This is a genomic window from Nocardia macrotermitis, assembly GCF_009604405.1.
GTDB lineage: Bacteria > Actinomycetota > Actinomycetes > Mycobacteriales > Mycobacteriaceae > Nocardia > Nocardia macrotermitis.
Genome location: NZ_WEGK01000020.1, coordinates 25,364 through 51,659 on the forward strand (window position 1 = coordinate 25,364; position 26,296 = coordinate 51,659).

General features: G+C 67.7%; 24 protein-coding genes. 8 read left to right on the top strand and 16 right to left on the bottom strand.

Annotated elements, in window-relative coordinates; genetic code table 11:
• Window positions 1-49 precede the first annotated feature (49 nt).
• The 3 genes from NRB20_RS32575 to NRB20_RS32585 all read right to left on the bottom strand — a co-directional run bounded on the left by NRB20_RS32575 (window position 50) and on the right by NRB20_RS32585 (window position 2,430).
• Window positions 50-823, bottom strand: coding sequence for an ABC transporter permease (locus tag NRB20_RS32575; protein ID WP_153415257.1), 774 nt, complete (start codon window positions 821-823; stop codon window positions 50-52).
• Complete coding sequence (locus NRB20_RS32580) at window positions 820-1,791, bottom strand: ATP-binding cassette domain-containing protein (RefSeq protein WP_153415258.1); 972 nt, start codon at window positions 1,789-1,791, stop codon at window positions 820-822. The genes NRB20_RS32575 and NRB20_RS32580 overlap by 4 nt, the downstream gene beginning before the upstream one ends.
• A 123-nt stretch (window positions 1,792-1,914) precedes the next feature.
• A complete protein-coding gene (locus NRB20_RS32585; protein WP_153415259.1) occupies window positions 1,915-2,430 on the bottom strand; it encodes an EXLDI protein in 516 nt (171 codons plus the stop codon).
• 149 nt (window positions 2,431-2,579) lie between these two features.
• On the opposite strand from NRB20_RS32585, the gene NRB20_RS32590 reads away from it, so the two are divergent.
• From NRB20_RS32590 to NRB20_RS32605, 4 genes are read left to right on the top strand one after another with little or no spacing between them, the layout of a single operon-like run.
• On the top strand, window positions 2,580-4,289 hold the full coding sequence (locus NRB20_RS32590) for a thiamine pyrophosphate-binding protein (protein ID WP_153415260.1): 1,710 nt from the start codon (window positions 2,580-2,582) through the stop codon (window positions 4,287-4,289).
• Window positions 4,286-4,945, top strand: coding sequence for an SRPBCC family protein (locus NRB20_RS32595; RefSeq protein WP_319945686.1), 660 nt, complete (start codon window positions 4,286-4,288; stop codon window positions 4,943-4,945). The genes NRB20_RS32590 and NRB20_RS32595 overlap by 4 nt, the downstream gene beginning before the upstream one ends.
• Window positions 4,946-4,954: 9 nt before the next feature.
• Window positions 4,955-5,986 (top strand): 3-oxoacyl-ACP synthase III family protein, encoded by a 1,032-nt coding sequence (locus NRB20_RS32600; protein WP_153415261.1) that lies wholly within the window; start codon window positions 4,955-4,957, stop codon window positions 5,984-5,986.
• On the top strand, window positions 5,986-7,173 hold the full coding sequence (locus tag NRB20_RS32605; protein WP_153415262.1) for an aminotransferase class I/II-fold pyridoxal phosphate-dependent enzyme: 1,188 nt from the start codon (window positions 5,986-5,988) through the stop codon (window positions 7,171-7,173). The genes NRB20_RS32600 and NRB20_RS32605 overlap by 1 nt, the downstream gene beginning before the upstream one ends.
• Before the next feature lie 100 nt (window positions 7,174-7,273).
• Here the strand turns inward: NRB20_RS32605 and NRB20_RS32610 are convergent, their stop codons facing one another.
• The 3 genes from NRB20_RS32610 to NRB20_RS32620 all read right to left on the bottom strand — a co-directional run bounded on the left by NRB20_RS32610 (window position 7,274) and on the right by NRB20_RS32620 (window position 9,288).
• A complete protein-coding gene (locus tag NRB20_RS32610) occupies window positions 7,274-8,023 on the bottom strand; it encodes an anti-sigma factor family protein (protein ID WP_319945687.1) in 750 nt (249 codons plus the stop codon).
• On the bottom strand, window positions 8,020-8,607 hold the full coding sequence (locus NRB20_RS32615) for a sigma-70 family RNA polymerase sigma factor (RefSeq protein ID WP_153415263.1): 588 nt from the start codon (window positions 8,605-8,607) through the stop codon (window positions 8,020-8,022). The genes NRB20_RS32610 and NRB20_RS32615 overlap by 4 nt, the downstream gene beginning before the upstream one ends.
• Before the next feature lie 66 nt (window positions 8,608-8,673).
• Complete coding sequence (locus NRB20_RS32620; RefSeq protein ID WP_319945688.1) at window positions 8,674-9,288, bottom strand: YqgE/AlgH family protein; 615 nt, start codon at window positions 9,286-9,288, stop codon at window positions 8,674-8,676.
• Window positions 9,289-9,830: 542 nt separating this feature from the next.
• On the opposite strand from NRB20_RS32620, the gene NRB20_RS32625 reads away from it, so the two are divergent.
• On the top strand, window positions 9,831-10,592 hold the full coding sequence (locus tag NRB20_RS32625; protein WP_153415264.1) for a lysophospholipid acyltransferase family protein: 762 nt from the start codon (window positions 9,831-9,833) through the stop codon (window positions 10,590-10,592).
• 2 nt (window positions 10,593-10,594) lie between these two features.
• Here NRB20_RS32625 and NRB20_RS32630 read toward each other — a convergent pair whose 3' ends face one another.
• The 3 genes from NRB20_RS32630 to NRB20_RS32640 form a co-directional block, all read right to left on the bottom strand.
• Entirely contained in the window at window positions 10,595-10,912 is a 318-nt protein-coding gene (locus NRB20_RS32630) for a GNAT family N-acetyltransferase (protein WP_153415265.1), read from the bottom strand.
• 145 nt (window positions 10,913-11,057) lie between these two features.
• Window positions 11,058-11,489, bottom strand: a complete 432-nt coding sequence (gene aroQ / locus NRB20_RS32635; RefSeq protein ID WP_153415266.1) for a type II 3-dehydroquinate dehydratase — start codon at window positions 11,487-11,489, stop codon at window positions 11,058-11,060.
• Between the two features lie 181 nt (window positions 11,490-11,670).
• On the bottom strand, window positions 11,671-12,270 hold the full coding sequence (locus NRB20_RS32640) for a hypothetical protein (protein ID WP_153415267.1): 600 nt from the start codon (window positions 12,268-12,270) through the stop codon (window positions 11,671-11,673).
• A gap of 280 nt (window positions 12,271-12,550) precedes the next feature.
• Between NRB20_RS32640 and NRB20_RS32645 the strand changes: the two genes are divergently transcribed.
• Complete coding sequence (locus tag NRB20_RS32645; RefSeq protein WP_153415268.1) at window positions 12,551-14,230, top strand: NTF2-like N-terminal transpeptidase domain-containing protein; 1,680 nt, start codon at window positions 12,551-12,553, stop codon at window positions 14,228-14,230.
• A gap of 76 nt (window positions 14,231-14,306) precedes the next feature.
• Here NRB20_RS32645 and NRB20_RS32650 read toward each other — a convergent pair whose 3' ends face one another.
• From NRB20_RS32650 to NRB20_RS32675, 6 genes are all read right to left on the bottom strand, one after another.
• Complete coding sequence (locus NRB20_RS32650; RefSeq protein WP_194290096.1) at window positions 14,307-14,687, bottom strand: DUF3054 domain-containing protein; 381 nt, start codon at window positions 14,685-14,687, stop codon at window positions 14,307-14,309.
• 28 nt (window positions 14,688-14,715) lie between these two features.
• Complete coding sequence (locus NRB20_RS32655) at window positions 14,716-15,849, bottom strand: lysylphosphatidylglycerol synthase transmembrane domain-containing protein (protein WP_319945689.1); 1,134 nt, start codon at window positions 15,847-15,849, stop codon at window positions 14,716-14,718.
• 38 nt (window positions 15,850-15,887) lie between these two features.
• The gene (locus NRB20_RS32660; RefSeq protein WP_153415271.1) at window positions 15,888-17,441 is read right to left on the bottom strand and encodes an adenylate/guanylate cyclase domain-containing protein; all 1,554 of its coding nucleotides are present in this window, start codon (window positions 17,439-17,441) and stop codon (window positions 15,888-15,890) included.
• A 269-nt stretch (window positions 17,442-17,710) separates the two neighbouring features.
• On the bottom strand, window positions 17,711-18,388 hold the full coding sequence (locus tag NRB20_RS32665) for a response regulator (protein ID WP_153415272.1): 678 nt from the start codon (window positions 18,386-18,388) through the stop codon (window positions 17,711-17,713).
• Between the two features lies 1 nt (window position 18,389).
• A complete protein-coding gene (gene macS, locus NRB20_RS32670) occupies window positions 18,390-19,580 on the bottom strand; it encodes a MacS family sensor histidine kinase (RefSeq protein ID WP_153415273.1) in 1,191 nt (396 codons plus the stop codon).
• Window positions 19,581-19,739: 159 nt separating this feature from the next.
• Window positions 19,740-20,981 (bottom strand): AI-2E family transporter, encoded by a 1,242-nt coding sequence (locus tag NRB20_RS32675; RefSeq protein WP_406603908.1) that lies wholly within the window; start codon window positions 20,979-20,981, stop codon window positions 19,740-19,742.
• Between the two features lie 223 nt (window positions 20,982-21,204).
• Here NRB20_RS32675 and NRB20_RS32680 point away from each other — a divergent pair, with 223 nt between their 5' ends.
• Both NRB20_RS32680 and NRB20_RS32685 read left to right on the top strand, forming a co-directional pair.
• Window positions 21,205-21,882, top strand: a complete 678-nt coding sequence (locus tag NRB20_RS32680) for a DUF1707 SHOCT-like domain-containing protein (RefSeq protein WP_153415275.1) — start codon at window positions 21,205-21,207, stop codon at window positions 21,880-21,882.
• A gap of 38 nt (window positions 21,883-21,920) precedes the next feature.
• Complete coding sequence (locus NRB20_RS32685; RefSeq protein ID WP_153415276.1) at window positions 21,921-22,733, top strand: alpha/beta fold hydrolase; 813 nt, start codon at window positions 21,921-21,923, stop codon at window positions 22,731-22,733.
• 533 nt (window positions 22,734-23,266) lie between these two features.
• On the opposite strand, the gene NRB20_RS32690 is transcribed toward NRB20_RS32685, so the two are convergent.
• Window positions 23,267-26,296, bottom strand: a complete 3,030-nt coding sequence (locus tag NRB20_RS32690; RefSeq protein ID WP_319945690.1) for an MMPL family transporter — start codon at window positions 26,294-26,296, stop codon at window positions 23,267-23,269.

The following is a 26,296-nucleotide window of genomic DNA, read 5'->3' on the forward strand; positions in this document are numbered from 1 at the left end:
CGAACCCCCAGGCTCCGGGATCATGCCTGGGGGTTCGGGGAATACGGAATCAACCGATCTTGCGGCGGAACAGCGAGCGTGACCAGAGGTAGCCGATCACGGTGAACGCGACGCACCACGCCACGGCGATGATGCCGTTGTGGCCGATCGGAGTTCCCATCAGGAGGCCGCGGATGGTTTCGGTCAGCGGCGTGAACGGCTGGTACTCGGCGAACTGACGCACTCCGGCGGGCATGGTGCCGGTCGGAACCAGGCCGCTACCCAGGAAGGGCAGGAACAGGATCGGCATCGGAGTGTTGCTGGCACTCTCGGGCGTCGCGGCCGACAAACCGAACCCCACACCGAGCCAGGACAATCCGAAGATGGTCAGCGCGATCAGACCGAAGGCGAGCACCCATTCCAGCACGGTGGCGTGCGAGCGGAACCCCATCGCCACCCCGACGGCGACCATCAGCCCCACACCCAGCAGCCCCTGGATCAGCGTGCCGACGACCTGCCCGGTCAGGATCGAGGAGTGCTCGATCGGCATGGTCCGGAACCGGTTCACGATCCCCTTGGTCTTGTCCGACGCGATCGAAACCGCAATGCCCGCAACGAGATACGCCGGAATCATCAGCATCATCCCGGGCACGATGTAGTCGATGTACTTCGCACCGCCGGTGGCCTGCCCCAGCGCCCCGCCGAAGACGTAGTTGAACAGCAGCAGCAACACCACCGGCATCAGGATCATGCTGATCGTCATGCCCGGATATCGCTTGGCGTGCACCAGATTCCGGCGCAGCATGGTGGTCGAATCGGCCAGGGTGTAGGTGAGGGTGCTCATCGCGCGGTTTCCTTCTCGGCAGTGGCTGCGGCGGCTTCGGGGGTGGATTTTCCGGTGAGGGACAGGAATACGTCGTCCAGGTCGGCGGTGTGCACGGCCAGGCCCTCGGGTTCGATACGGGCGGAATCGAGCCGATCCAGCACGGCGCGAAGGGATTTCACCGATCCGTCGCTGGGCACGGCGAGGGTGAGTTCGTCGGGCACCCCGCCCAGCAGATCGGCGGCGATGTCCAACTCGGCCCGATCGGCGAAACTCAATCGGATGTGCCCGCCCGGCACCAGCCGCTTGAGCTGATCCGGCGTGCCCTCGGCGACGATGCGGCCGTGGTCCAGCACCGCGATCCGATGCGCGAGATCGTCTGCCTCGTCGAGGTATTGGGTGGTCAGGAAGATGGTGACGCCGCCCGCGACGAGTTCGCGGATGATGTCCCACATGGCGCGGCGGCTGCGCGGATCCAGGCCCGTGGTCGGCTCGTCCAGGAAGATGATGCTCGGCTGCCCGACCAGCGTCATGGCCAGATCCAGCCGCCGGGTCATCCCGCCGGAATAGCTCGCGGCGGTCTTGTCCGCCGAGTCGACCAGGTCGAACTGCTCGAGCAGGCGCTGTGCGGTACGCCGGTTCTCGGCGCGCGGCAGGTGGTACAGATCGCCCATCATCAGCAGGTTCTCCCGGCCGGTGAGCAGTTCGTCGACCGCCGAGAACTGCCCGGTGACGCCGATCGCCGACCGCACCCGCGCCGGATCGGCCGCGACATCGTGCCCGCCGACCCGCGCCTCGCCGCCGTCGGCGCGGATCAGCGTGGACAGGATCTGCACGGTGGTGGTCTTGCCCGCGCCGTTGGGGCCGAGCAGGGAGAAGATCGTCCCCCGGGGCACGGTCAGGTCGATACCGTCGAGCACGACCTGTTCGCCATACGATTTCCGCAGGTCGGAGACCGATATGGCCGGTGTGCGGGAGCTGTCGCTCATGATTTCCTCTCATCTACTGATACGCATGAATGCATGCGTCGACTGAGCCGTGTCCGCGGTGGAATGCGGACAAAGTGGTTCGGTGTGGAGTTGTGCGGGGGCGGGGCTACCGCCCCCACCGGGTCAGATGTCGAGATCCTCGATGTTGGGCCGGTCGGCGATACCGGCCACCCGGTCGTAGATCTGGTCGGGGATCTTGTCCTTCAGTTCTTCGACCGAATCGAAGATGTCCATCGTGAAATCACCCCAGTCCGGATCGTTGACGCCGAGCATGCGCCGCCAGTTCGTCAGATCCTTGATCCAGTTGGTCTCGGTGGGGTACTCGTCCCACTTGGAGTCCTGCGTGTGCAGGACGATCTTTCCCTTGCGGCTGCGGTAGATTCGGATCCGCTCGAAGGCGTTGTCGGTGTACTCGTGGGCCTCGGTGAGCAGCGATCCGGAGAAACGCACCTGGCGCGCGCCGTTGTGGCCGACACGCAGGACGATCTCCTCGAAGCCCGCCAGCCGGCCCTCCTCGAGCTCGATGAACCGGCGCAGCGCCGTCACGATCGCGCCCGACAGATTGCCGCCGACCAGCTCTTGCGCACGCTGGAACAGGGGTAGGTCGTCGTCGGAGACGTATACGGTCTTGTTGGGCATGACTCCACTATACGTAGACGTATACATACACACAAGAACCTGATCGGAACTTCTCGAAATCCGGGTGAACCGCCCGCCGTCCTGCGTCGTAGTCCGGGTGAGCGCGGCTGATCACGGCCCGCTCGGCGCAGCAGCGGGAAGGAGCGCCGATGTCGGTGACAGCGGTGGGGTATCTGGTGCGGGCCGTCGCGGATCTGGGTGTGCGACATGTCTTCGGCGTCGACGGGGCCAATATCGAGGATCTCTACGACGCGATCTTCGAGGGTTCCGGCGCGGTGACCGGGGTGGTGGCCAAGCACGAATTCTCCGCCGCCACCATGGCCGACGGCTATGCCCGGGTGGGCGCGGGGTTGGGGGTGGTGGCGGCCACGTCGGGTGGCGGCGCGATGAATCTCGTTGCGGGGCTTGCGGAATCGTTCACCTCGCGGATTCCGGTGCTGGCGTTGGTGGGACAGCCGCCGACCGATATGGAAGGCGTCGGGGCATTCCAGGATTCCAGCGGGAAGGCCGGAAGTATCGATGCCGCACAGCTTTTCGCGCAGGTGTCGCGGTATTGCGCGCGCGTGGAGTCGGTGACGGAGCTGCCGGAGCAGCTGGCTCGTGCGGTCGAGGCCGCGCGGGGTGGGGGACCGGCGGTGTTGTTGCTGCCCAAGGACGTTCAGCGGGCGCCGATGGGGTCGGTGCCGCCGTTCCGGCCGCGGCCGACCGTGCACGTGCGGTACGAGATCGGGCTGGGGCGGGTGTGGGAGGCGCTGCGGACCGCGCGCAACACCGGCAAGATCTCGGTGATCGCGGGGCACCAGGTCGCCTCGGACGATGCGCGCGCCGAGTTGCGGCGGCTGGTCGCGGCCCTGGACGCCGCGGTCGGTGTCGCCCCGGACGCCAAGGACGTCTACCCCGCCGACCAGCCCGGATTCTGTGGTGTCGCAGGGATAATGGGGCATCCCGAACTGCTGGACGCGGTGCGGGGAAGCGCGCTGTGTCTGCTGGTCGGTACCCGGCTGCCGGTGACCGCGCGGGGTGGGTTGGAGGCGGCGTTGTCGGGGACCGCGGTGGCCTCGATCGGCGCTGAGCCGCCATATCCGGACGCCGTGCACGCGACCAGTGCGGATCTGCGCGTCGAACTCGCCGAACTGGCAACGGAATTCGAGAATTCGGCGCCCGAGAATTCGGCGGAGTTGCCCCCGGACGGGCTGGTCCAGCCGCTCAGCGTGCTGGAGGTGCCCGAATCCGCCGGGCCCGGACTGCGTTATCGGCAGATCGTCGAAACCATCGGCGCCACTATCGAACCCGGGACCGATGTCTTCGCCGACGCCGGTAATACCGGGGCCTCGGTGGTCCATCACCTGCAAGTCCGGCGGGACGGGCGATTCGTGGTCGCGCTGGGTATGGGCGGGATGGGGTACGCGTTCGGGGCCGGGATCGGCTGCGCCTTCGCCCGTGCCCGGCGCACGCTCGTGATCGCGGGAGACGGCGCGTTCTTCATGCACGGCATGGAAATTCACACCGCGATCCAGTACCGGCTACCGGTGACTTTCGTGATCTTCAACAACAACGCGCACGCCATGTGCGTCACGCGGGAGCAGCTGTACTACGGAGATCGATACAGCTTCAACAGGTTTCAACCCTCCGACCTGGGTGCGGGGATCGCGGCCATGTTCCCGGGGCTGCCCGCGTTCTCGCCGCGCGATCTCGCCGAACTCGCCGACGCAGTGCGCGTGTGCGTGAAAACCCCTGGCCCGTCCTTCATTTCGATCGACTGCGACCCCGACGAGATACCGCCGTTCCATCCGTTCCTGTCCGCCTTGTCCGCTCAGACCGTCCAGTCCGACCCGTCCGTACCGAGGAGGCATTCGTGACCACCAGCGCCCTGCCCGCACTCAGCGATATTCCCGACCGCGAGATTCCGGGAATACTGCGGATCGAGAATTCCGATCGCGAGGCGACCACGCCGATCATCATGGACATGCTGCGGTCGGTCTATCCGCACGACCAGGTGTTCGGGCAGTTCTGCCCGGTCCAGGCGTACATCGAGGCACCGCCGCGCGAGGTGTTCGACTATCTGGCCGACACCCGCTGCCTGGAGGAATGGACCTACAGCCTGCGCGGATTCACCGAAACCGAGGAACCCGGACTCTGGGTGGCCCGGGACCGGCTCGGCCCGGACACCGAGATCTACACCCGCACGGTCGCGCATCCGGACGCGATGACCGTCGACTACCACTGCGCCTGGGATCAGGGCAGACATCTGTGGATGGTCTACCTGATGCGCGTGGTCGACGCGCAGGTGGTGTTCGACAAGCCGGGTTCGGTTGTGCTGTGGGTGAATTGCCATCACCCGTTCTACGACGAGAATCCCTATCCCGAGGCCGCGCCCCCGAAACGTCCGGTCTGGGTGGGGGATTTCTGGGAGATGTTCTCCGCCGGACATCAGCTCGAACTCGACAATCTCAAGGCGATCTGCGAATACCGTGCCGCGCACGGACTTCCGATCACACCCGACTGGATGAAGTGAGGCTTCGCGATGGAATCGACCGATCCCGGCCTCGCGCCGGTCAGCCTGATCGATGTGGCGAGTTATCTGCCCGGTGAACCGGTGGGTACGGAGTATTTCACCCCGTACATGCGGTCGGCGCGGATGGCGAAGAACGTCATGTTCCGTTCCCCGGCGACGCGGCATCACGTCGATCGCGACGAGACCGCGATGGAGATGGTCGCCAGGGCCGTCGAACCGCTGGTGGAAAGGCATGGGGCGCAGGCGATCTCCGAGGTCGACGTGCTGCTGACGCATACCCAGCTGCCGTACAACCCGATCGTCGGCTGCGGTCCGGAGGTGGCGCGGCGGCTCGGCCTGCGGCCCTCGATCGTGCTGGACATCCAGAACAGCGGCTGCGCGGCGTTCGTGTCCATGATGCAGTTGGCGCGAATGATCCTGCGTACCACCGACGCTCGTTCCGCGCTCATCGCCACCATCCAGAATTCGGCCGGGACGGTGTTCACCCAGCCCGACATCCGCAAACTCGCGCAGGCACCTGTGCCCGGCGACGGCTGCGGCGTCGGGCTGCTGGTCAAGAACGCCGACGCGCCGATCCTGGACATCGAGACCCGCACCTATCCGGAATTCGCCGGGGATATGGACTTCGACACCGGTTCGGACCGCAAGTGGTGGGAACCCGGCGAGGGTCAGCCCTGCGTGAGTTTCACCGAATCCAAGATCACCAAGGTCTTCGCGCGCGGCAACCGCCTGGTGCCCGAGGTCGCGCTGGCGGTGTGCGAACGCATCGGCGTGAAAGGCCGCGACATAGACACTTTCGTCACCAACCAGCCCAACCGCCTGTTCCTGCGCAACTGGCACGACGCCCTGGAACTCCCCGCCGAACGCCACCCCGACACCTTCGACCGCTGCGGAAACCTCTTCGCCGCAGGCATTCCCGTCACCCTCGACATCGAGAACCGCGCCGGCCGGCTCCGCAACGGCTCGATAGTCCTGATGTCCGCCTTCGCCCACGCCGGTGATTTCGCCGGCGCCGCCGCGGTCCGCTGGGGAGCCGCGTGATGAGTACGCACGTGAGTGGAGACGAGTCGCGGCCGTTCGTGGTGCGCGGCGGCGGGAAGTGGGCGGTGCGACACGGGACTCGGCGACATGATCGGGGTGCGGGGGAGCGGCGGTTCGATCTCACCTTGAGCGAGAATCCGTTCCCGCCACTGCCTTCGGTGATCGAGGCATTGAATTGCGCTCTGGCGCATGCCAATCGGTATCCGGAGTTCCTGCCGGAGCGATTGCCTCGGATGATCGCCGATCGGGTCGGGGTGGACGCGGATCAGGTGGTGGTGGGGGCCGGGGCGACCGGGGTGGCGTTGCAGATCATGCAGACGGTGGCGGGGCCGGGGCGCGCGATGGTGTTCGCCGCGCCGACGTTCGACGGGTATCCGCTGATGGCGGCCATGGCTGGGCTGGAAAGCATTGCGGTGCCGCTGGATTCGTCGGGGCGGCAGGATCTGTGGGGGATGGCGCGGGCGATCGGGGAGCGGACCGCGCTGGTGGCGGTGTGCCGTCCGCACAATCCGACCGGGACCGTGGCCGCGGCCAGCGAGTTGAAGGCGTTCCTGTTCGGTGTGCCCCGGCACATTCCGGTGATCCTGGACGAGGCGTACGCGGAATTCCTGAGCGTCGAGGAGCTGCTGGATCCGCTCGAACTGATCGCGCGATATCCGAATCTGCTTGTGCTGCGGACATTTTCGAAGGCATACGGGCTGGCCGGACTGCGGATCGGCTACGCCTTCGGTCATCGGGATCTGATCCGCCGGGTGCGTCGCCTGCAAGTCCCGTTCGGCATGCCGGAAACCGCGACCGCCGCGGTGGCCGCCTCCTATGCCGCGACGTCCGAGCTCAGCGAGCGGGTCCTGCGAATCACCATCGAACGGGAGCTGCTTCGAACCTCCCTGCGCCGCAACGGCATCCGCATCCCACGCAGCCGAGGCAACTTCCTCTACCTGCCCGGACCCGGCATGGTCGAGACACTGGCCCGCGCCGGAATCGCGGCGAAGGGCTATCCCGACGGCAGCGCGCGCATCGCCGTCGGTGACGCGGCCGCGGGTCGGGCGGTGGAACGAGCCCTGTGCGGCCCGACCCTGGTCCGCAGCGATCGTGCCCGGATCGAAGAGTCCGGCGCGTGGTCGCTGACCGCCCCGGCCGCATATCCATCGGTGCCCCCGGACGACTGCTCCGTCGACCACCCGTAGCACCGCTTCGAGCCCACCGAACCTGTCGAATACGCTGTATCGCACCAGGATTCGACTCGGTGAGCTCGAAGCTGCGGTCGTGTACCGCCGAGATTCCCTGCTACAGAGAACTGCTCAGGATCACCTGATTGCTACTCGCGTCACGAATCTGCACCGCGCGGATCTGATCCGGCGGCACGGCGGTGGTCCCGTCGGGAGTGAGGGTCTGCCCCGGATGCGCGGTCCACTGCGCGACCATTGCCTCGGTGCCGTCGGTGTGGATCACCCACAGCGCGCCCTGCCAGGTGTACTCGGTCTCCGAAGGTGAATAGCTGCAAGTCATTTCGATCCGCGTCCCACCGCCGGGCACCGCGACGAGTTTGTAGCTCGCGGTGACCGGCGACGGTAGCACCGGGGCCAGCTGACGTTCCGCGACGACCTGTTCGGTCGAGGGCGTCTCGGTGTGCCGGTCGAGCGCGGCCGTGATCGGCACGGCGATCGCCACCGCGGCAGCGGCGGCCGCCACCGCCGCACCGATCGTGAGCCAGCGTTCCCGGGCCCGGCCGCGCGGTGCCGGAGGCGGTACCTCGGGCTGCGAATCCGGTTGTACAACAACGAGTTCCGGCGTCACCGGCGCATCGATCAACGCCAGCGCGACCTCGGGATCGACCTGACCGAGCAACCCCGGCAGCCCGGAGAATTCGGCCACCGCCGCCCGGCACGACGCGCACTCCTCCAGATGCGCCTCGTAACGGAGACGTTCGGCACGGGTGAGGGATCCCAGGACGTACGGCGCATCCCACATCGCGTAGTCGTCGTCCCCGTCCGGGAACACCGCCTCGCCCTCCCCGACCCGGGGGATATCCGTCACTTCGTCACCCCCATCTCCTGTAATGCCGAACGCAACGCGCGCATCCCGTAGTGCATACGGGATTTCACGGTGCCCTCGGGAATGGACAGTTCCCTCGCGATCTGCTGAGTTGACAGGCCACGGTAGTACGCGCGGACGATCACCTCACGATGGTCGGTGCTCAACCGGGCCAGGGCGTCGGTGATCAGCCAGCTGTCCAGCGTCCGATCCGCCTGATCGGGACTCGCCTGCTCGGGCGGATTGTCGGTGCGGAACTCGCGCCGATTGCGGGCGCTGCGATGCTCGTCGACGGCCATGTTGCGGGCGACGGTGAACAGCCAGGCCCGCGCCGAAGCGGTCGACTGGTCGAGCACGTTCGGCCGCTGCCAAGCCCGCAGCAATGTCTCCTGGACGATGTCCTCGGCCCGACCGGAATCGCCGACCAGGCTGTAGGTGTATCGCCACAGCGGCCGCGCATGCTGGTCGTACAACGTCCGCAGCAGCTGGGCCTGGGCCTGGGTCGCGTCGTCCGGGATCGGTGGCGCGATACCTCGGAACGGTTGCGTGTCCGCGTCGTCGCTGGTCGCCCGGGGCGGGTTCGCCATCGGCTCACCGGCCAGGGCGCCGCGGTGGGGGCGCGGATGTCGTAGTCACACTAGCTATATACGCAGTCAATTGCGTTCTAGTTCGATCGGATGCGTGGCCAGCAGCGATAGCGGCAGCGGTTGGCGGCGCAACACCTGTGCCCAGAGGTCGCCGGGCTGCGCGATCGGGTCCGAGGGCAGCGCCGAGAGCACGATCCAGTCGCCGCGTTCCAACTCGCCCTCCAACTGCCCGAAGGTCCATCCGGCGTAGCCGGCGAAGATGCGGATCCCCTCGACCAGCGGCGCGATCGTCTCCGGATCCGAATCCAGATCCAGCAGCGCGACCCGGCCGTCCACCCGGCGCAGCCCGTCGATCCGATTGATCGTGGTACCCACCTTGACGGTGGTCAGACACAGCGCGGCATCCCGTTTGACCGGCCCGCCCACATACAGCGTGCGCGGCGCGGCGGCCAACTCCGCCCAGCGCGGCAACACATCCTGCACGGCGGTATCGCTCGGACGATTCAACACCACACCGAGACTGCCCGCGTCATTGTGTTCGACGATGTACACGACGGTCCGCCGGAACGCGGGCTCGACCAGATCGGTAGCCGAGACCAGCAGCGTCCCGGGCCGCACCGCTTGATCCTCGTGCCGGGATTCCCGTCGAGAGCGGTCGCCGTGTTCCTCTGCGCGTGCCACCCAGCCATCATCGCATGGTGCTGTATCTTTGGCCTCCGCTTCGCTGCGGCGGGGTCGGGGCCCCTGAGGCTCGATTCTTCCCTCCTCCGCTCCTCCGCTTCGCTCCCCAGCTCCGTCAGTCCAGAATCGAGCCGGGCCCCGACCATTGCTGTTGGCGTTATCCGGAGTTGGCGGAACTGGGTGACCTCGGGGTCGGCGTTGTCGATGGTTGGCGGAACTGGGTGACCTCGAAGTTGGCGTTGTCGATGGGTGACGGACTGGGTGGCCCTGGAATTGGCGTTATCGGTGGGTGGTGGAGTTGGGTGACCTTGGAACCGGCCTCGGCGGTGGTTGACGGAACTGGGTTGATCCCTGTGGTTGGCGTTGTAGGAGTTGTGTACGGGGTGACTTGTGCGGGGTGGCTGTCGACGTGGGGTGTTCGGCGACGAAGAGGGCGTTGCCTGGGGCTGTGATGGCTGCAAAGCTGGCGGCGGGTGAATCGGATCGGCGAATTGCCTGTGCGGGTCCTGGTCCGCGGCGGAAGCGTGTGGAGGCGTTGAGGTATGGAACGGCCCGAGGTCGTGCTCGAGAACAGCGATGCGGTGTACGACTTCTATCGGGGGCATCGGCAGCATCGGTTGCAGGCGTGGGGGGCTTACGCGGTGTTGGCGCGGCGGTTCCGGCCTCGGGTGGGGTATGCGGCGGGGGCGCGGGAAGTGTTGCGGGGGTTGATATCCGAGCGGCGGCCGTTGCTGATCGTGATCAATCATCTGTCGCAGCAGGATCCGTACACCGTCGCGGCGGCGGCGTGGCGCAGCGGGTTGCGGCCGGTGATCGGGCGGACGCGGGTGCTGGCCAAGGACGAGCTGTTCGTCGAGGCGGACCTGCGGCGGCGGATCGACATGATGGGCGGGATTCCGGTCTTCCGCGGTAAGGACCACGGGCTGCGGGCGGTGAACGCGGCCGGACAGCGGATGATCGATATCTGCGCCGAACGGATGGCCGGGGGCGACAGCATCGCGATATTTCCCGAAGGCACCTGCAACGACGTGGACCCCACCCAGGTGCAGTCCGTCGGCAGCGGCGTCGGGCACATCGCGTTCCGGGCGATGAAACTCGGCGCGCGTCCGGCGCTGGTCAGCCTCGGGCTCAGTTACGGCCCGCGCGCGGATCCGGCCGTGGAACCGACCAAGCCCGAGGCGATTTCGGCCAGTTTCCACTTCGGCGTCCCGGTGCCCGAACTACCCGCCCGCCCGGCCGAGGTCGCGCGACTGGTCCGCACCGAACTCCAGCAGGCCCTGGACGGCGCGGTCGCGGCCTACTGAGCTCACTGCGGTAGTTCGAACCGCTCCCGCGCCCACGCCGGAACCAGCGCCAGATATTCGGGCTGCGACTCGACGACGTGTCGCACCATCGGACACAGCGGCAGCACCCCGAACCCCTGCTGCCGCGTACTGTCCAACGCGGCGTCCACGAGTCGGCGCGCGTACCCCTGCCCCGCGTAGTCGGCGAAGACCTCCGTGTGCACGAAGGCCCGCTCCGAGGCGGTGTCCTGATATTCCGCGATACCCGCGAGTTTCCCGTCGACGAACAATTCGAACCGATCCTCGACGGTGTTGTCGCGGACTTCCGGGCCGGATGTCATCGCCCGAGCCTAGAACCCGCGGCCCCGCGGTGGCGCACCGCGGGGCCGATGTCGCCGAATCGATTCCGCATCCGCGCGATATGCCCGAATTCGCGCGCGGCCCGCGCGACAGCACCGGACGCGCGTGCTCAATATCCGCGAAGTATCAACGCGTGCAGAGGAATTCGATCGCCGCCGCATACCCCTGGATCCCCAGCCCGGCGATAACGCCGGTGGCGATGGGCGAGATGTAGGAATGATGCCGGAACTCCTCGCGCGCATGCACATTCGAGATGTGCACCTCCACGATCGGCACCTCCGGAATGACCAGCGCGTCCCGCAACGCGACCGAGGTGTGCGTGAGTCCACCCGGATTGATCACGATCGCCGACTCCGCACCCCGCGCGGCATGGATCCGATCGATCAGCGCGCCCTCCGAATTCGACTGGAACGCGCTGATCTCCCGATCGAAACGCCGCGCGGTCCGGCGGCACAGCCCGATCACGTCATCGAGGCTGTCCGAACCGTAGACCTCGGGCTGACGCGTGCCCAACATGTTCAGGTTCGGCCCGTTCAAGACAAGGATCGGAGCTGGCATCCTCTTATTCTGCCTCCGCTTCGCTCCGGCGGGCCGTGGCCCCCCAAGGGTCGATTCTTCCCTCCCTCCGCTCAGTCCAGAATCGACCCGGGCCACGGCCTTTGCTGTCGGCGTTGTCGAAGGTCGGCGAAACCGGGCGGCCCGGAGGTGGCGTTGTCGGGGATGGGCGGAACCCGGTGTCCTACAAACCCTTGGGTCCTTCGGCGCGCAGGGTGTCCACCTTGCTCATCGCCTCGCGCAGTTCCGCGAGCCATTCCTCGGCGTGTTTGCCCGCCAGTTTCACCGTCCAGGCCAGGGCGTCCGAGCGGGAACGGGCCACACCGGCGTCGACCAGCGTGTCCAGCACCTTGCGTTCGGGCTGACGCAGCCGCGTCATCACCGGAACGGCCTGATGGGTGAACAGGATTCGTTCCTCGCCCAGCAGCACGCCCCAGGAGACCGTGCGGCCGAACCGGCCCTGCGCCTCCTGCGCGATCCGCATCCGGGCCGGACGGGTCGACTCGCGGAAACGGGCGACCTGACCCTCCTGCGTGGCGCGCGAGATCTTCTCGGTGGGCTGATCGGTTTCGGGTGCGTCGGCGGGGCCCTCCGGTGCGTCGGGGCGCAGCGTGCCCACCACGACGATCTCGTCCCGGTCGATCTCGATGATCGGTGCGCCGCTGAACCATTCGGTTGGCAATCGACCAGCGAACCAGTCCGGCGCATCGGCGGCATCGGGGAGATCGGCCTGCTGCCAGCCACCCGGACGACCGAAACCGTGCCCGCGTTGTCCATGTCTCATGGCTTCCCACCTCACTTGCATCATCTGCTCTGTAACAGTGATTACAAGATTACGCCGATAGATGTCCGAAGAATTCCGCTGTCCGAGAACGGACTTTGGGCAGACCAGGCGGCGAACACGGGAGGGAATCCGTAGGCGGTGCGATGGATGTCTCCGAACGGGCACTATTGTGGTCGCTGAGCATGGAAAATGCGGACGGCGTCAAGGCGGCCATCGGGACCGGATCCGTCGGGTACGGTTGTTCTCGTTGCTGAAGTGACAAGAGTGAAGAGTGGGCGATATGGATGTGTGGGGATCCCGCCGCATTCGCGTTCGAAGCGCAGCGGCACTCGCGGGGGCGGCAGTCCTGGCGATCTCGGTGGGGGCGTGTGGGTTCCAGAGCAACCCGACGGACCCCGAATTCATCGTCCATCGATTCACCGACCTGCTGGACGAGAAGAACGCCACGGACGCCGCGGACCTCACCTCGTACCCCAGCGGCGCGCAGGCAACGCTGAAGCAACTTTTCAACGGGCTCAATTCCGGCAAACCCGATTATCAGGTCGTGCAATACATCGGGCTCGATGCCACCTCGGCGATGTTCAATCTCAAGGCGGACTGGAACTTCGGGCCCGACAAGGACTGGAACTTCGAACTCCAGGGCAGCATCCGGAAATTGGCGACCGGTTGGCGAATCTCCTGGGACCCGACCCTGGTGATCCCGCAGCTGGACAACACCCGCACGGTGAAACTGGTGCGCACCGACGCCACCCCGTCACCCAAGGTGAACGACAACGTCGGCGCACCACTGATGACCGAACAGAACATCAACACCATCAAGATCGACCCCGCCAAGACCACCGACCCGGTCGCCACCACCAACGCCCTCGCCGACGCCATCTCCCCGGTCGCCCCGCTGATCACCGGCGGAGATCTGATGCAGCAGTTGCAGGCCGCGCAGGGTAAGCCGATCGTCGCGGTGTCGTTGCGGGACGACGATTTCGCGATCCTGGAACCGCGGATGGCGTCGATTCCGGGCGTCGTCATGGACAAGCAGGCGAAACTGGTCGTCGCGGACCGCCGCGTCTGGTCGCCGCTGACCGACGCGTACATCAAGGTCTGGCAGGCCAACAAGGACGCGCACCGCGGCTGGGGCGTGCAGTTGTTCGGGCCCGACGGCGCCGAGATCACCCAGCTCGCCGGACATCAGGGACCGCCCGGTCCGGACATCGCCGCCACCATGGATCAGCGGTTGCAGCGCGCCGCCGAGGACGCGGTGGTCAGCGTGGGCACCGCGGCCTCGATCGTGGCGATCCAGCCCTCCACCGGCGCAGTCGTCGCGGCCGCGCAGAACAATCAGGCCAGCGCGCAGGGTTCGCCCGCCTTCACCACCGCCTATCCGGCCGGCGGCAACATGGACCTGTTCAAGGCCGCCGCCGGGGCCGCGAAGAACAAAGCGCCACAGGATGTTTCGGTGCAGGATGCGGCGCAGGCGGCGGCGGATCTGGGCGTCGGCATCGGTTTCAAGGTGCCCGGACTCGACGAGACCAGCGGTCGGCTGCCCATCGCCGGACGCGGCTTCGAACAGGTCAAGGAGGGCGGTTCGGATCCGATCCTGGCCAGCACGTTCGGGATGGCGATCGCGGCGGCCAGTATCGTGCGCGGTGCGGTGGCCCCGCCGATGATCGAGATCGGCCGCCCCGGCACCACCGACGCGCAACTCTCGGCGCTGCCCGGCCCGGTCCTGGACAAACTGCGTGCCATGCTGCGCGATTCGGCCGCCAGCGGCCCGGATCTGGGGAGTCTGCGCGCGTATCAGGGCGTCAACGCGTACGCCTCGACCGCGGGGACCGCCGGGTGGTTGATCGGCAACATGGGTGATCTGGCGTTCGCGATCCACATCGACGATATCGACAGCGGGAACGCGACGTCGCGGATGGCGGCGCTGATGCTGAAGTCGTTCGCTACGCCCGACAAGTGAACCGAGTTCGACAGGTGAGCCGAGCCCGACAAGTGACCTGAGCCCGATAAGCGAAGCGGCGCAGCGCTTTTCGTCGTCAGCTGAGAGCCTTCCAGGCCGCGCGCCAACCGAGCAGGAACAGCGCCAGCACCGTGGCGGCCACACCGATGAAGGTCCATGCGATGCCCTGACCGCTGATCACGCGCAGCAGCATGCCGATGATCAACGTCGACAACCAGATCGTCACGCCCGTAGGCCACAGCGTCCGGGCGTCGAAGCGGGCCACGGCGTCGGCGAATCCGCCACGCGCGCCGAGCAGGGCGGCCAGCGCCCAACCCACCAGCAGTCCGATCACGAACGGCCACAGGGTGCGGAACAAGCCCGCGCTGATGATGCCCTCGTGGTGGCTGTTGCGCCCGATCACGCAGAACACGATCACCAACACCACGTCCACGAGGAACGGCACCGATCTCTTCACGCCGGTCAGCGTAATCCGCGCGGGCGGTTCACTCGGCCGGTGGTGGCGGCTCGTCTCCGGAATCGGTCCCCGCGGCCGGGCGGTTCTCCCCGCGCGTCCGCTGGTCGGTGAGCAGCGAACGTTCCTCGAATTCCTTCTCGTACTCCGCATCTCCGGCCTGCGTGCCGCGGAACAGGAACGCGAACACGACCCAGCCGACGATCGCCACCATGATGAAACTCACCAGCCGGTACACCCCGGCGGCCGCGACCGCCTGCGCCGTCGGCAGGCCCGCGATGGCGGTGAGCGAATAGATCAACATGGCGTCGACGTAGACGATCCCGCCGGGCGCGAACGGGATGCTGCCCACCGCCTTACCCATGCTGAACACGATCATCAACGCCGCCACCCGCGGCTGTGCGCCGACCGCGTAGCAGGCCGCGCCCAGGCACGCGACGTCACCGAGCCGGTGCATCAACGCCCACACCGTGACCAGCGCGCCGTCGCGCCGATGCAGATCGACCGATTCGAGCTGATGCAGGATCTCCTCGATCCGATCCATCCCGTCCTCGGGCGGATGCCGCCGAATCCGGTTGATCAGCCGCAGGATTCGGCGCAGCAGCGCGCGCAGCGAACCCGGATTCCCGGACGCGTAGTTCCCCGCGACCACCACCAGCACCAGCGCGCCGAGCGACAGCACCACCTTCCACGGCCCGACCCGGTCACCGACCAGCGCCGCGCCGCCCAACCCGAGCAGCACCATGCCCGCCGCGCCGATGACGCCGGAGAACACCAGCTGCCAGGACGCCACGATCGGACTCGCACCCCAACGCCGGGTCTGGCGGTAGGTGAAGGCCGTGGAGAACATCGGGCCGGCGGGCAGGGTCACCGACATCGCGGTCGCGCCGTAGACCACCGACAGCGAACGCCGCTGGGTGACCTGCACCCCGCCCGCGTTCATCAACTGCTTCTGGATCCGGGCGAAACCGCTCATCGAGATCGCCTGCATCAGCACACAGGCCGCGGCCCAACCCCAGTGCAGCTCGGTCAGGCTCTGCCAGGACTCGTGCAACCGCGGATAGATGTAGAGGCCCTCGGCGACCAGCAGGCCCGCGACCGCCGCGCCGAGCAGGTATTTCACCCACCAGAATCGGCTACGTCCGGCCCGTGCCGGGACCGGCACGGGTTCACCGGCTGGTTCACGATGGGCCGTCACAAGCCTCAGCCTAATGAGTGCGGCCGTTCGGCAATAGTGTCGCCGTCTGTACCGGACGTGGGCCAGGCCAGGCGGGTCTTGCGGCGGCGGCCGCGCAACTGCACCTCCTCGCCCGAGACCCAGTGCGCCTGCTCCTCGGCGTCGGCGAAATACAGGGCGCTGCCCGAGGTCAGCACCCGTTCGGGACGGTCCTTGGCCAGTTCGGTCAGCCGCGACGCCTCGTTCACCGGATCGCCGATCACCGTGTACTCGAAACGGTTGGCCGCGCCGATGTTCCCGGCCACGGCCAGCCCCGCCGAGACTCCGATGCCGATATCCAGGCCGGGCACCTCGCGCAACGCCTCGCGCAGGTCGCGGGCGGCGGCCAGCGCCGCGGTGGGCGCGTCGGGGCGGTCCAGCGGTGCGCCGAAGATGGCCAGCGCGGCATCGCCGACGAACTTGTTGATCAGGCCGTTGTGCCGGTCGATGACGTCCACCACCACCCGGAAGAACTCGTTGAGCAGGCTCACCACCTCGGTCGGCGGACGTTCCGCGGCCGTCGCGGTGGAGCCGACCATGTCGACGAAAAGCACTGCCACGAAACGGGTTTCACCACCCAGCTCGGTGCCGTACTCGAGCGCGCGGCGGGCGACCTCCTCGCCGACGTGCTGACCGAACAACTCCTGCAACTCGCGGCGTTGCGCGGCCTCCTCCATCATCCGGTTGAACCCGACCTGCAACAGCCCGATCTCGGACCCGTCGAACACCTCGACCTGCACGTCGTGCGCGCCGCCCTGCACCCGGTCGATGGCCTGCGAGAGCTGCCGCACCGGATCGGAGATGCTCGCGCCGGTCAGCATCGACAACGCCAGCGCCTGCATGATCACCACCCCGCACAGCAGCAGGATCGACACCGCCAGCGACTGCGAGGAGAAATGCACCTGCGAGGTGATCTGCGTGGTGCACAGCAGCACGATCGCGATGACCGGCGCGAAGGTGCCCATCCCCCAGGTCATCGCCATCCGGGTGCCGACGCCCGGGGTGAGGGTGTGATCGAAGGTGCCCATCGACAGCGCGTGCGCCGCGACCGGCCGCAGGATCCGCTCGCCCAGCATGTAGGTGAAGCCGAACACGATGGTCGCGGCCATACATTCGGTGACGATGATCGCGCCCGCGAGCTGCGGCGTGTCCACGATGATCGTCGCGGCCAGCACCGCGCCACCGACCACCCACAACACCAGATGCAGAATCGACTGCCGCAGCGGCGCGTGCAGCGCCGCCATCTGCTCCTGACGGCTCGGCGGCCCACCCCGCACCTGCCACCGCATCACCGGCCGCAGCATCAACGCCGACGCGGTAAGACTCAACACCCCGCCGACCGTGAACACCAGAATGGGAATCAGCAGCCCACCCGTACGCCGCAACCCCGTCGGCGACCCCTCCGGAGCCGGCAGCCCGTACTGGATGAACGCGTAGACCAGGATCGCGCCGAACGCGTTCGCGGCGAGCATCGAAGCCAGATACAGCGGCCACCGCGTCCGCATGGTCTGTTTGACCGCTTCCAGATGTGTCGAATCCATGCCTGCTACCGGAATGTGGGAGGTGCGGCGGTAGCGGCTCGCAGGGGTACGGACACGATCACCAATCTACAGCTGTATTTTCGGCCTCCGCTCCGCTCCGGCGGGTTCGCGGCCCCCTGAGGCTCACCGATGAGCCCCGTGTCGGGCACTCGTTCCTCGCACCCGCCACGCGTCTCATCGGCAAGCCGGGCCGCGAACTTTGCTGTCGGCCTTCAACGGGGTTGGCGGAACTGGGTGATGGAAGGGGAGTTTCCGCGGATAATGGCAGCTCACTCCAGGCCCTGTTCGATGGCGTAGCGGGTCAGTTCGACGCGGTTGGCGAGTTGGAGTTTGCGCAGGGTGGCCTGGACGTGGTTCTCGACCGTGCGGTGGCTCAGGTTCAGGCGGGTGGCTATCTGCTTGGCGGACAGGCCCTTGGCGACCAGGCGTAATACTTCGGTCTCGCGGTCGGTGAGGGCGGGGCGGTGCGGCGTGTCGCGGTCGGCGGGGGCGCTGGCGATGCGGCGGAACTCGCCCAGGACCAGACCGGCCAGGCCCGGGGTGAATACGGCCTGACCCGCGGCGGTGGCGTGGACGGCGGCGATCAGCTCGGCGGCCGACGCGCTCTTGACCAGGTAGCCGGTGGCGCCGGCCTTGATGGCGTCCAGGACGTCGGCGCGTTCGGCGGAGGCCGAGAGCACCAGCACCCGGCTGTCCGGCGAGACGCGCAGGATGTCGCCGGTGGCCTGGGCGCCGTTGCCGTCCGGGAGTTGCATATCCATCAGCACCACGTCGGGGCGTACCGCTGCCGCGCGTCGGGCGGCGGCCGCCACGCCGTCGGCCGTCGCGCACACCTCGAATCCGGCTTCGGTCAGATCCCGCGACACGCCGTCCCGCCACATCGGGTGGTCATCCACCACCATCACCGAAACAGCCTGCCGTGCGGCATCTTCCGTGTCGTGGCTCATCTCATCCCTTTCCACTCGGGCGGTGCCGGGGCAGGTGGAACTCCCATTCGGTGCCGTCGTCGGTGCGCAGGTCGGCGGTGCCGCCCAGGGCGGTGACGCGGCCGATGATGGAGCGCGAGACACCCATTCTGCCCTGGGCGGCGGCCTCGGCGAGGCGGCCCTCGGGGATGCCCGGACCGTCGTCGCGGACCGAGACGATCACCTCGTCGCCGGTATCCTCCAGCAGGACATAGGCTTTCGCGGCCGGGCCGACGTGCAGGGCGGTGTTGGACAGTGCGGCGGCCACGGCAGCGGCGAGTTCGCGGGCGGCGTCGTGGGCGACGGGAACCGGATCGGCGGGGGTGGAGACCGAGACCGAGGTGGAGGCGTGGGTGGTCAGCAGGGGGCGCAGATCCTGTTCCGCGGCAGGGGAATCCGGGAGATCGGGGACGGGCGCGCTCTGTTCGGACAGCAGAATGCGCAGCGCCACTTCCTGTTCGGCGGCGCGCTGCGCCAATTCGGCCGTGGGGCCGCCGATCTCACTGCCGCGACGCTTGATGTAGCTGAGCACCTGCAACACGCCGTCGTGCACCTCGCGGGCGAGCCGTTCACGCTCCCGGGACGCGGCCGTGAGCAGCGCCGCGCGTTGCAACTGACGATGCGCACGACGCGCGGTATCGGCCGCCAGCCCCAACGCCAGCCCCACCGACACCAGCATCGGCGCGGTCGCATCCGACCACAGATCCAATTCCCACTGCGCGCGAACGGCGATGCTCACCGCCGAGATCAACACCCCCGACGCGACCCCGCCCACCGGACCCGACGCGATCGCCGCCGAGATCACCGCATTGGCCGCCCACAACGTCGTCGGCACGGTCTGATGCCCGTGGAACCAGGCGTAATCGGCGACCAGCCGGGTCGCGGCCATCAGCGCGATCACCACCAGGTGATCCCCGATCACCACCGTCGTCCGCACCCGCGGCGAGGTACTGATCCGCCACTGCGACAACAGCGCCGCCGACACCACCGACCACAGCACCAGCAGCCCGACCAGCACCCAACTCAACGCCGGATGCCGGTAGTGCGGCACCGAAGCGATCTCCTGCCCGATCGCATACAGCGCCGTGACCAGCCGAAACGCCTGCGCGGCCCGCCACAGCGGCGCGGTCGCCCCCGCCCCCTCGGGCCCCTCGACCCGCGTGCCGCCGACCATCAGACGCGCCCGTCAGCGCGCGTCGCCGGTCCGCGCGGGCTCGCCTGCCTCGATTCGCCCAGTGCCGGGCTCGTCGGTGCCTGACCATGTGACACCGTGCGGGTCGGTGCCGGGTCTGTCGGTGCCGGGCTGGTCGGCAGCGGCCGTTTCGATGCAGGGTTATCGGGCATCGGGCTTTTCGGCGTCGCGCCCGGCCGCGTCGAGGTCCGCCGGATCGGAGTCGGTGCTATCCGAATCAGCTTGTCCCGCATCGGGATCCGCCAGTTTGTATCGATCCGGATCCGGATCGTCATCGGGCCGTGCGTGGAACATCGGCTGCCGTCGGGTCCCGCTGTTCAGCTCCTGATACAACTCCTCGGAACTGTCCGACAGCAGCGAATGGATCGCGGTGTTCATCACCGCCGCGAACGGCACCGCCAGCAGACCGCCGACCAGCCCGTACAGCACCACGCCGGTGGTGATCGCCAGCACCACCGCCAGCGGATGGATCCGCACCGCGCGGCCCAGCAGCAACGGTTGCAGCACATGGCTTTCCAACTGCATCACCGCGATCGTGATGCCCAGCACGATCAATGCCGTCACCAGCCCCTTGGTCATCAACGCCAGGAACACCGCGATGGAACCCGCCAGCAGCGACCCGATGATCGGGATGAACGCCCCGATGAACACCAGCGTCCCCAGCGGCAACGCCAGCGGCACCCCGAGAATCGCCAGACCGGTACCGATACCGATCGCATCCACCGCCGCCACCGCGACCGTCGCGCGCACGAACCCGACCAGCGTCCCGAAACCCAGCCGCCCGGCGGCCCGCACCCGTTCCCGCTGCGGGGTCGGCACCACCCGGGTCACGAACTCCCAGATCTGATTACCGCCGTAGAGGAAGAAGATCAGGATGAACAAGGTCAGGAAGGTGCCGGTGAGGAACTCCCCGATCGCGGCCGCGGTGGTGAGCGCGCCGCTGGTCAGCGACTCCTGATTGCGCTCCAGCATTTTCACGATGGTGTCGCCCGCATTACGGATCTCGTCGTTGCTCAGATGCAGCGGGCCGTTGATCAACCAGTCCTGAATGGACTGCACGCTGGTCTTGAACTCGTTCGCCAACTGCGGCACACCGGTGACGATCTGCTCGATCACGAAAGTGAACAGCCCGGCGATCACCCCGATCGAGCCGACCAGCGACACGAACACCCCGATCGACCGGGGGATACCCAGCCGTTGCAGCAGATCCACCAGCGGCACCAGCAGCGCCGCCGCGAGCAATGCGATCGCCACCGGAATGACCACGGTGGCCAGGCGCCGCGAGAGGTAGCCGATCACCACGACCGTCAGCACCAGGACCAGCAGCCGCCAACACCATTCGGCGCTCACCCGGACGAACGGATGCACCGAATCGGCCGCGATCCGTCGGCGGGTCCCGCCCCCGGGCGCCTCGGAGTCCTGCGCATCGGACACGTTCCGGCCCGCACCAACGTCAGTCACGCGGCCGAGCCTAACCGTCGCGACCGTCGTGGGCACGTGTGCACACCGCGGGGGTTTTCGTGCCGTCAACCACACCCTGACCGGGGGGTACATCTCAGGGATTGCCCTGATGTGCAATGCCCGCGACGTCGGTAGCCTCGATGTCATGGCTGGTGAAACGGTTTCCGCCGGACCGGTTCCCGAGACCGGGGGTGCGGCGGGCGATCGGGATCTGCGGGTTTCGGACGCCGAACGTGAACATGTCGGGATGCTGCTGCAACGCGCGGTCGGGCTGGGAATGCTCTCACTCGGCGAATTCACCGAGCGGATGGACACCGCCCTGGCGGCCAAGACCCGCGGTGAACTCAACGCGGTACTGATCGATCTGCCGGGGGCACGCCTGGTCGGACAGCCCGACCCGGCCGCCCGCCCCACCCCCTCGTACGCGCAGGCCCCCGGGCCCGCGCCGAGTTCGTCGGCGGTCATCCGCTCGCGGATCTCCTCGGTGACCCGCAAGGGCCCGTGGCAGGTCCCGCCGACGCTGCACCTGAACAACTACTGCTCCAGCGTGAGCCTGGATTTCACCCAGGCGGTGATGGCCACGCAGGTGGTGGAGGTGCGGATGGACGACTATTGCAGTTCGTTGACCCTGATCCTGCCCGGCGCGGCCACCGTCGACGTCGACGGACTCGAGTTGATCGGGTCGAGTGTGAACAACAAGGTGCGCACCGGGCCGCCGATCGGGCCGCTGCACGTGGTCGTGCACGGTCGGCTGCGGTTCGGCTCGGTGACCGCGAAACAGCCCCTCGCGGTGCAGTGGCGTCGGCTGGTATCGGGGTTCTGATCGGCTGAGGGCCAGGTCACACGGGTATCGTCGGCGGCATGGTGCAGCGTGCCGCGGCCGAACCGGACCCGCATTTCCGAGGCGGCCGGGGTGAACCGGTCCTGCTGCTACACGGTCTGTTGCTCACCTGGCAGTCCTGGGGCGCGGTGATCGACGAACTGTCCGGTGATCACGACGTCTTCGCGCCGACCCTGCCCGGTCACTGGGGCGGTCCGGCGGTGTCCGGGCCCGCGACCTTCGCGGCCCTCGCCGATTTCGTGGTCGATGTGATGGACGAAAATGATTGGCCCACAGCGCATCTGGTCGGCAATTCGCTCGGCGGCTGGCTGGCGCTGGAACTCGCCGCGCGCGGGCGGGCCCGGTCCGTGGTCGCCATCGCACCCGGCGGGCTGTGGGATGCGGAGGTTCCGGCCACCAAGCAGTTGATCCGCAAGTATCGGGCGTTCGGTCCGGTACTGGGCGTCGGCGCGGGCGCGGCGGCCCCGAAGATGGTGCGCAGCCTGGTGATTCCACTGCTGGCCCACCGCCCGGCCGCGGTCCCGCACGCCCTGGCCACCGCCTGCGCCGCGGCCCCCGCGCACTGCCACATTGTCGATGACCTGGCCCGGGACCCGGCCCTCACCACCGGATTCACCGCCCTCGCCGAGATCGACGTCCCGGTCACCGTCCTGCTCTGCGAACACGATCGCCTCCTCCCCTCCGGATTCCAGGGCCGCGGCGCCACCGCCCCCGGCATCGACTCCCGCACCCTCCCCGGCGTCGGCCACGTCCCCATGCTCGAGGCCCCCGACCTCGTCACCACCGAAATCCGCAGCGCGTTGGCTCGAGCGGTCCCGCGTAAGCGCGGATGAGCAGCGCTGACTCCGGCACGGCGTCGGCCTCGTCCCCGTGCTCGAGACGCCCGACCTCGTCGCCACCGAGATCCGCAGGGCGTTGGCTCGAGCGGTCCCGCGTTAGCGCGGATGAGCAGTGCTGATTCCGGCACGGCGTCGGCCTCGTCCCCGTGCTCGAGACGCCCGACCTCGTCGCCACCGAGATCCGCAGCGCGTTGGCTCGAGCGGTCCCGCGTTAGCGCAGATGAGCAGCGCTGACTCCGGTCCCAGTGCCGGTCGGTATCAGCGTTGCCGAGACTCGCATCCCAGTGACGGTCGATATCAGCGTCACTGAGACTCGCCCAGTTGGTGGCGTCTTTGTGTCACACGGCATAGCTGCGACACGTGAGATCGGTCCGCCGAGTGCTTTCTGCGCGCGCCACCGACGACTTCGGCGTCGTGTGAGCGCATACGACCGGTCAGCCGGAAGCGTTCGCCCGCATCACCGCACGGTCGTATCACGCACCTGAAACTCGCTGTGCGCCAAGGCGATCAGCCGGATCGGGGATGGCTCACTCGCGGTTCTGGCGGCGGAGCAGTTCGTTGACGCTGACGGTGCGGTTGCTGCCGCCGTGGTGTTTGCCCTCTTCGGATTCGTCGGGTTGGGCGGGGCGGTTACGGGAGGAGCGCAGGTCGGCCATCCACTGTTCGATACTGCTGCGGCTGGCCTCCTGGCGCGGGTCGGCCGGGGTGGGCCGGGTCGCCGGGGTGGGCGTGGTCTGCGCCTCGGGAGCCGCGTCGGCGGTGGGGACGACGGGTTCGGCCTCGGTCGGCTGACCGTCGGCCGGATCGTGCGGCTGATAACGCTGGGCCCGGATCGCCGGATGCGGCGGCACCGCGGACTGGTTCGGCCGCGGCGGCAGGATGCGCGGCGTCGCACCCGCCGAATCGGCCGGCGCCACACCGGGATCCGGCTGATCCGACATGCCCGAACCCGGCGGCACCGGCGGCCGCGGCAGATTGCGCGGCGGCGAGATCTCGGGGGACCGCGGCGTCGCCTCGGCCGTGGTCACCGGCGTGACACCCGGCAGATCCAGCGAGGACTGCGGCGGCGCACTCGGCGCCGCGACGTCCTCGGACTCCTGCGGATCGGGCCGCTGCAACACACCCGGCGGCGGCAGAATCCGCGACTTCCCCGAACGTGACCGCCGCGCGGCCCCAGGCTTCGCGGCGGCCTCGGCGTCGTCGGACTTCCCCTCGGGCGAATCCAGCCGCTCGGTCGGCGCCTCCGGATCGGCGTGCCGAATGAACCTGGCGCGCTTGGGTTTACGCCCCGACTTGGCCGGAGTGCCATCCGGCATCATCGGAATCTGCATGGTCACCGGATCGGTGACGGGCGTGGTCTTGACCAGGTCGACGACCTCACCACCACCGGGCCGCTCATCGCCCAGCATCGGCTCGCCCAGACCGATCTTGGCCTGGATCCGCTTCATCCACGCCGGAGCCCACCAGCAGTCGTCACCCAGCAGCTTCATCGTCGCGGGCACCAGCAGCATGCGGATCACGGTGGCGTCGATCAGCAGCGCCGACACCATGCCGTACGCGATGTACTGCATCATCACCAGATCGGAGAACGCGAACGCGCCCGTCACCACCAGCAGGATCAGCGCGGCGGCGGTGATGATCCGGCCGGTCTGCGCGGTACCCGACTTCACCGCCTCGGTGGTACTCGCGCCCACCGCGCGCGCCTCCACCATGCGCGAGAGCAGGAACACCTCGTAGTCGGTGGACAGGCCGTAGATGATCGCGATGATCAACACCAGCACCGGCGACATGATCGGTTGTGGCGTGAAATTCATCAGCCCGGCCCCGTGACCGTCGATGAAGATCCAGGTCAGAATGCCCAGCGTCGAACCGAGACCCAGCGCGCTCATCAGCGCCGCCTTGATCGGCAACACCAGCGAACCGAAGGTCAGGAACATCAGCAGCGTGGTCACGAACACGACCAGCACCACCATCAGCGGCATCCGGCTCAACAGCGCGTCGACGCTGTCCTTCTGCATCGCCGGGGTGCCGCCGATGTAGACGTCGACGCCGTCGGGCACGCTCATCGACCGCAGATAGTCGATGGTCTCGTTGGCGTTGTCCGAATTGGTGAGCGTCGCGGAGGTCTTCCAGACATCCGAACCGGTCGGTGGCTGCCCGGGCACCCCGAACTGCGTGACCAGCCCGGGAGCCTTGTCCGCCTGCTCCAGAATCGAATAGATCTTGGTGGAGTCCTGGGTGACGATCACCAGGTTGATCGGATCGGTCCGGCGCGTCGGGAACAGCTCGTCGAACTCCTGCTGCGCGACACGGGTCGGATTGTCCGGCGGCAGATACGTTTCGCTGATCCCGCCGAACTGCAGGTTCTTCACCGGAATGATCAACAGCAGCAGCACGATGCACAGCGGCACCGCCACCTTCAGCGGATGCTTCATCACCCACTGCGTGCTGCGGCCCCAGAAGCCGTTCTCGATCTCCTCGGTGGTCTTGGTCTTGCGGAACCACTTGAGGCCCAACATGTCCACGCGCTTGCCGAGGATGCTCAGGATCGCGGGCAGGATCGTCAGCGAGGCCACCGCGGCGAGGGCGACCGTCGCGATCGTGCCGTAGGCGACCGATTTCAGGAAGCCCTGCGGGAACAGCAGCATGCTGGCGCTGGCCGCGATGATCATCGTCGCGGAGAACGCGACGGTGCGTCCGGCCGTCATCACCGAACGTCGCACGGCCGCGCGGGTGTCGTAACCATCGGCCAATTCCTCGCGGAACCGGCTCACTATGAACAGGCCGTAGTCGATCGCCAGACCCAGCCCGATCATCGACACCACCGCGCCCACGAACGAGTTCACCTCGGTGAACTTCGTCAGGGCCATCACGATGCCGTTCGCGCTGATGATCGTCAGACCACCCACGATCAGCGGCAACGCCGCCGCGACGACGCCGCCGAAGATGAAGAACAGCAGCACCGCGACGCCCGGGATCGCCAGCACCTCCATGCGCCGCTGATCCGAGGCGATGGTGTCGTTCAGCGTGCCCGCGACCGGTTGCAGACCCGCGACCTGGACGTTCACCCCGGGAATGTCGAAGGCGCCCTTGACATCCCGGAAGTTGTTCATCGTCGAGGTGTCGTCGTCACCCTTGAGCTCGATTGCGGCGAAGGCGACCTTGCGGTCCTTGGAGATGGTGACCGAGGCCGAATACTGTGCCGCGCCGGGCACATTCCACGGCGAGACGAAGACCTTGTCGATCTGATCCGGATACTTCTTCGGCAGATTGGTCAGGTTCTCGATGATCGGCTTGTTGAACGCCGCGTCGTCGACGGTCTTCCCGTCCGGCGCGGTGTACAGCACGATGACGTCACCGGTGTGATCACGCCCGTACGTCGAGTCCAGCAGCTGCGCCGCCTGGGTGGACTCCGAGCCGGGATCGTCCCATCCGCTGGAGCTGAGATGTTTGTCCACACCGAGTCCGAACGCGCCCAGGCCGAGCAGCGCGGCGACCATCACGCCCAGCACGATGTAGCGGAATCGGTAGACCGAATCGCCCCAGCGGGTGAACAC

What these genes read in the sequence shown, in the direction of transcription:
- aroQ (WP_153415266.1), bottom strand. Translation starts at nt 11,489, where the DNA reads ATGCCAGCTCCGATCCTTGTCTTGAACGGGCCGAACCTGAACATGTTG.
- NRB20_RS32630 (WP_153415265.1), bottom strand. Translation starts at nt 10,912, where the DNA reads ATGACATCCGGCCCGGAAGTCCGCGACAACACCGTCGAGGATCGGTTC.
- NRB20_RS32575 (WP_153415257.1), bottom strand. Translation starts at nt 823, where the DNA reads ATGAGCACCCTCACCTACACCCTGGCCGATTCGACCACCATGCTGCGC.
- NRB20_RS32600 (WP_153415261.1), top strand. Translation starts at nt 4,955, where the DNA reads ATGGAATCGACCGATCCCGGCCTCGCGCCGGTCAGCCTGATCGATGTG.
- macS (WP_153415273.1), bottom strand. Translation starts at nt 19,580, where the DNA reads ATGGTCGGCGGCACGCGGGTCGAGGGGCCCGAGGGGGCGGGGGCGACC.
- NRB20_RS32585 (WP_153415259.1), bottom strand. Translation starts at nt 2,430, where the DNA reads ATGCCCAACAAGACCGTATACGTCTCCGACGACGACCTACCCCTGTTC.
- NRB20_RS32640 (WP_153415267.1), bottom strand. Translation starts at nt 12,270, where the DNA reads ATGAGACATGGACAACGCGGGCACGGTTTCGGTCGTCCGGGTGGCTGG.
- NRB20_RS32665 (WP_153415272.1), bottom strand. Translation starts at nt 18,388, where the DNA reads ATGAGCCACGACACGGAAGATGCCGCACGGCAGGCTGTTTCGGTGATG.
- NRB20_RS32645 (WP_153415268.1), top strand. Translation starts at nt 12,551, where the DNA reads ATGGATGTGTGGGGATCCCGCCGCATTCGCGTTCGAAGCGCAGCGGCA.
- NRB20_RS32615 (WP_153415263.1), bottom strand. Translation starts at nt 8,607, where the DNA reads ATGGCGAACCCGCCCCGGGCGACCAGCGACGACGCGGACACGCAACCG.
- NRB20_RS32580 (WP_153415258.1), bottom strand. Translation starts at nt 1,791, where the DNA reads ATGAGCGACAGCTCCCGCACACCGGCCATATCGGTCTCCGACCTGCGG.
- NRB20_RS32605 (WP_153415262.1), top strand. Translation starts at nt 5,986, where the DNA reads ATGAGTACGCACGTGAGTGGAGACGAGTCGCGGCCGTTCGTGGTGCGC.
- NRB20_RS32685 (WP_153415276.1), top strand. Translation starts at nt 21,921, where the DNA reads ATGGTGCAGCGTGCCGCGGCCGAACCGGACCCGCATTTCCGAGGCGGC.
- NRB20_RS32590 (WP_153415260.1), top strand. Translation starts at nt 2,580, where the DNA reads ATGTCGGTGACAGCGGTGGGGTATCTGGTGCGGGCCGTCGCGGATCTG.
- NRB20_RS32660 (WP_153415271.1), bottom strand. Translation starts at nt 17,441, where the DNA reads ATGGATTCGACACATCTGGAAGCGGTCAAACAGACCATGCGGACGCGG.
- NRB20_RS32680 (WP_153415275.1), top strand. Translation starts at nt 21,205, where the DNA reads ATGGCTGGTGAAACGGTTTCCGCCGGACCGGTTCCCGAGACCGGGGGT.
- NRB20_RS32625 (WP_153415264.1), top strand. Translation starts at nt 9,831, where the DNA reads ATGGAACGGCCCGAGGTCGTGCTCGAGAACAGCGATGCGGTGTACGAC.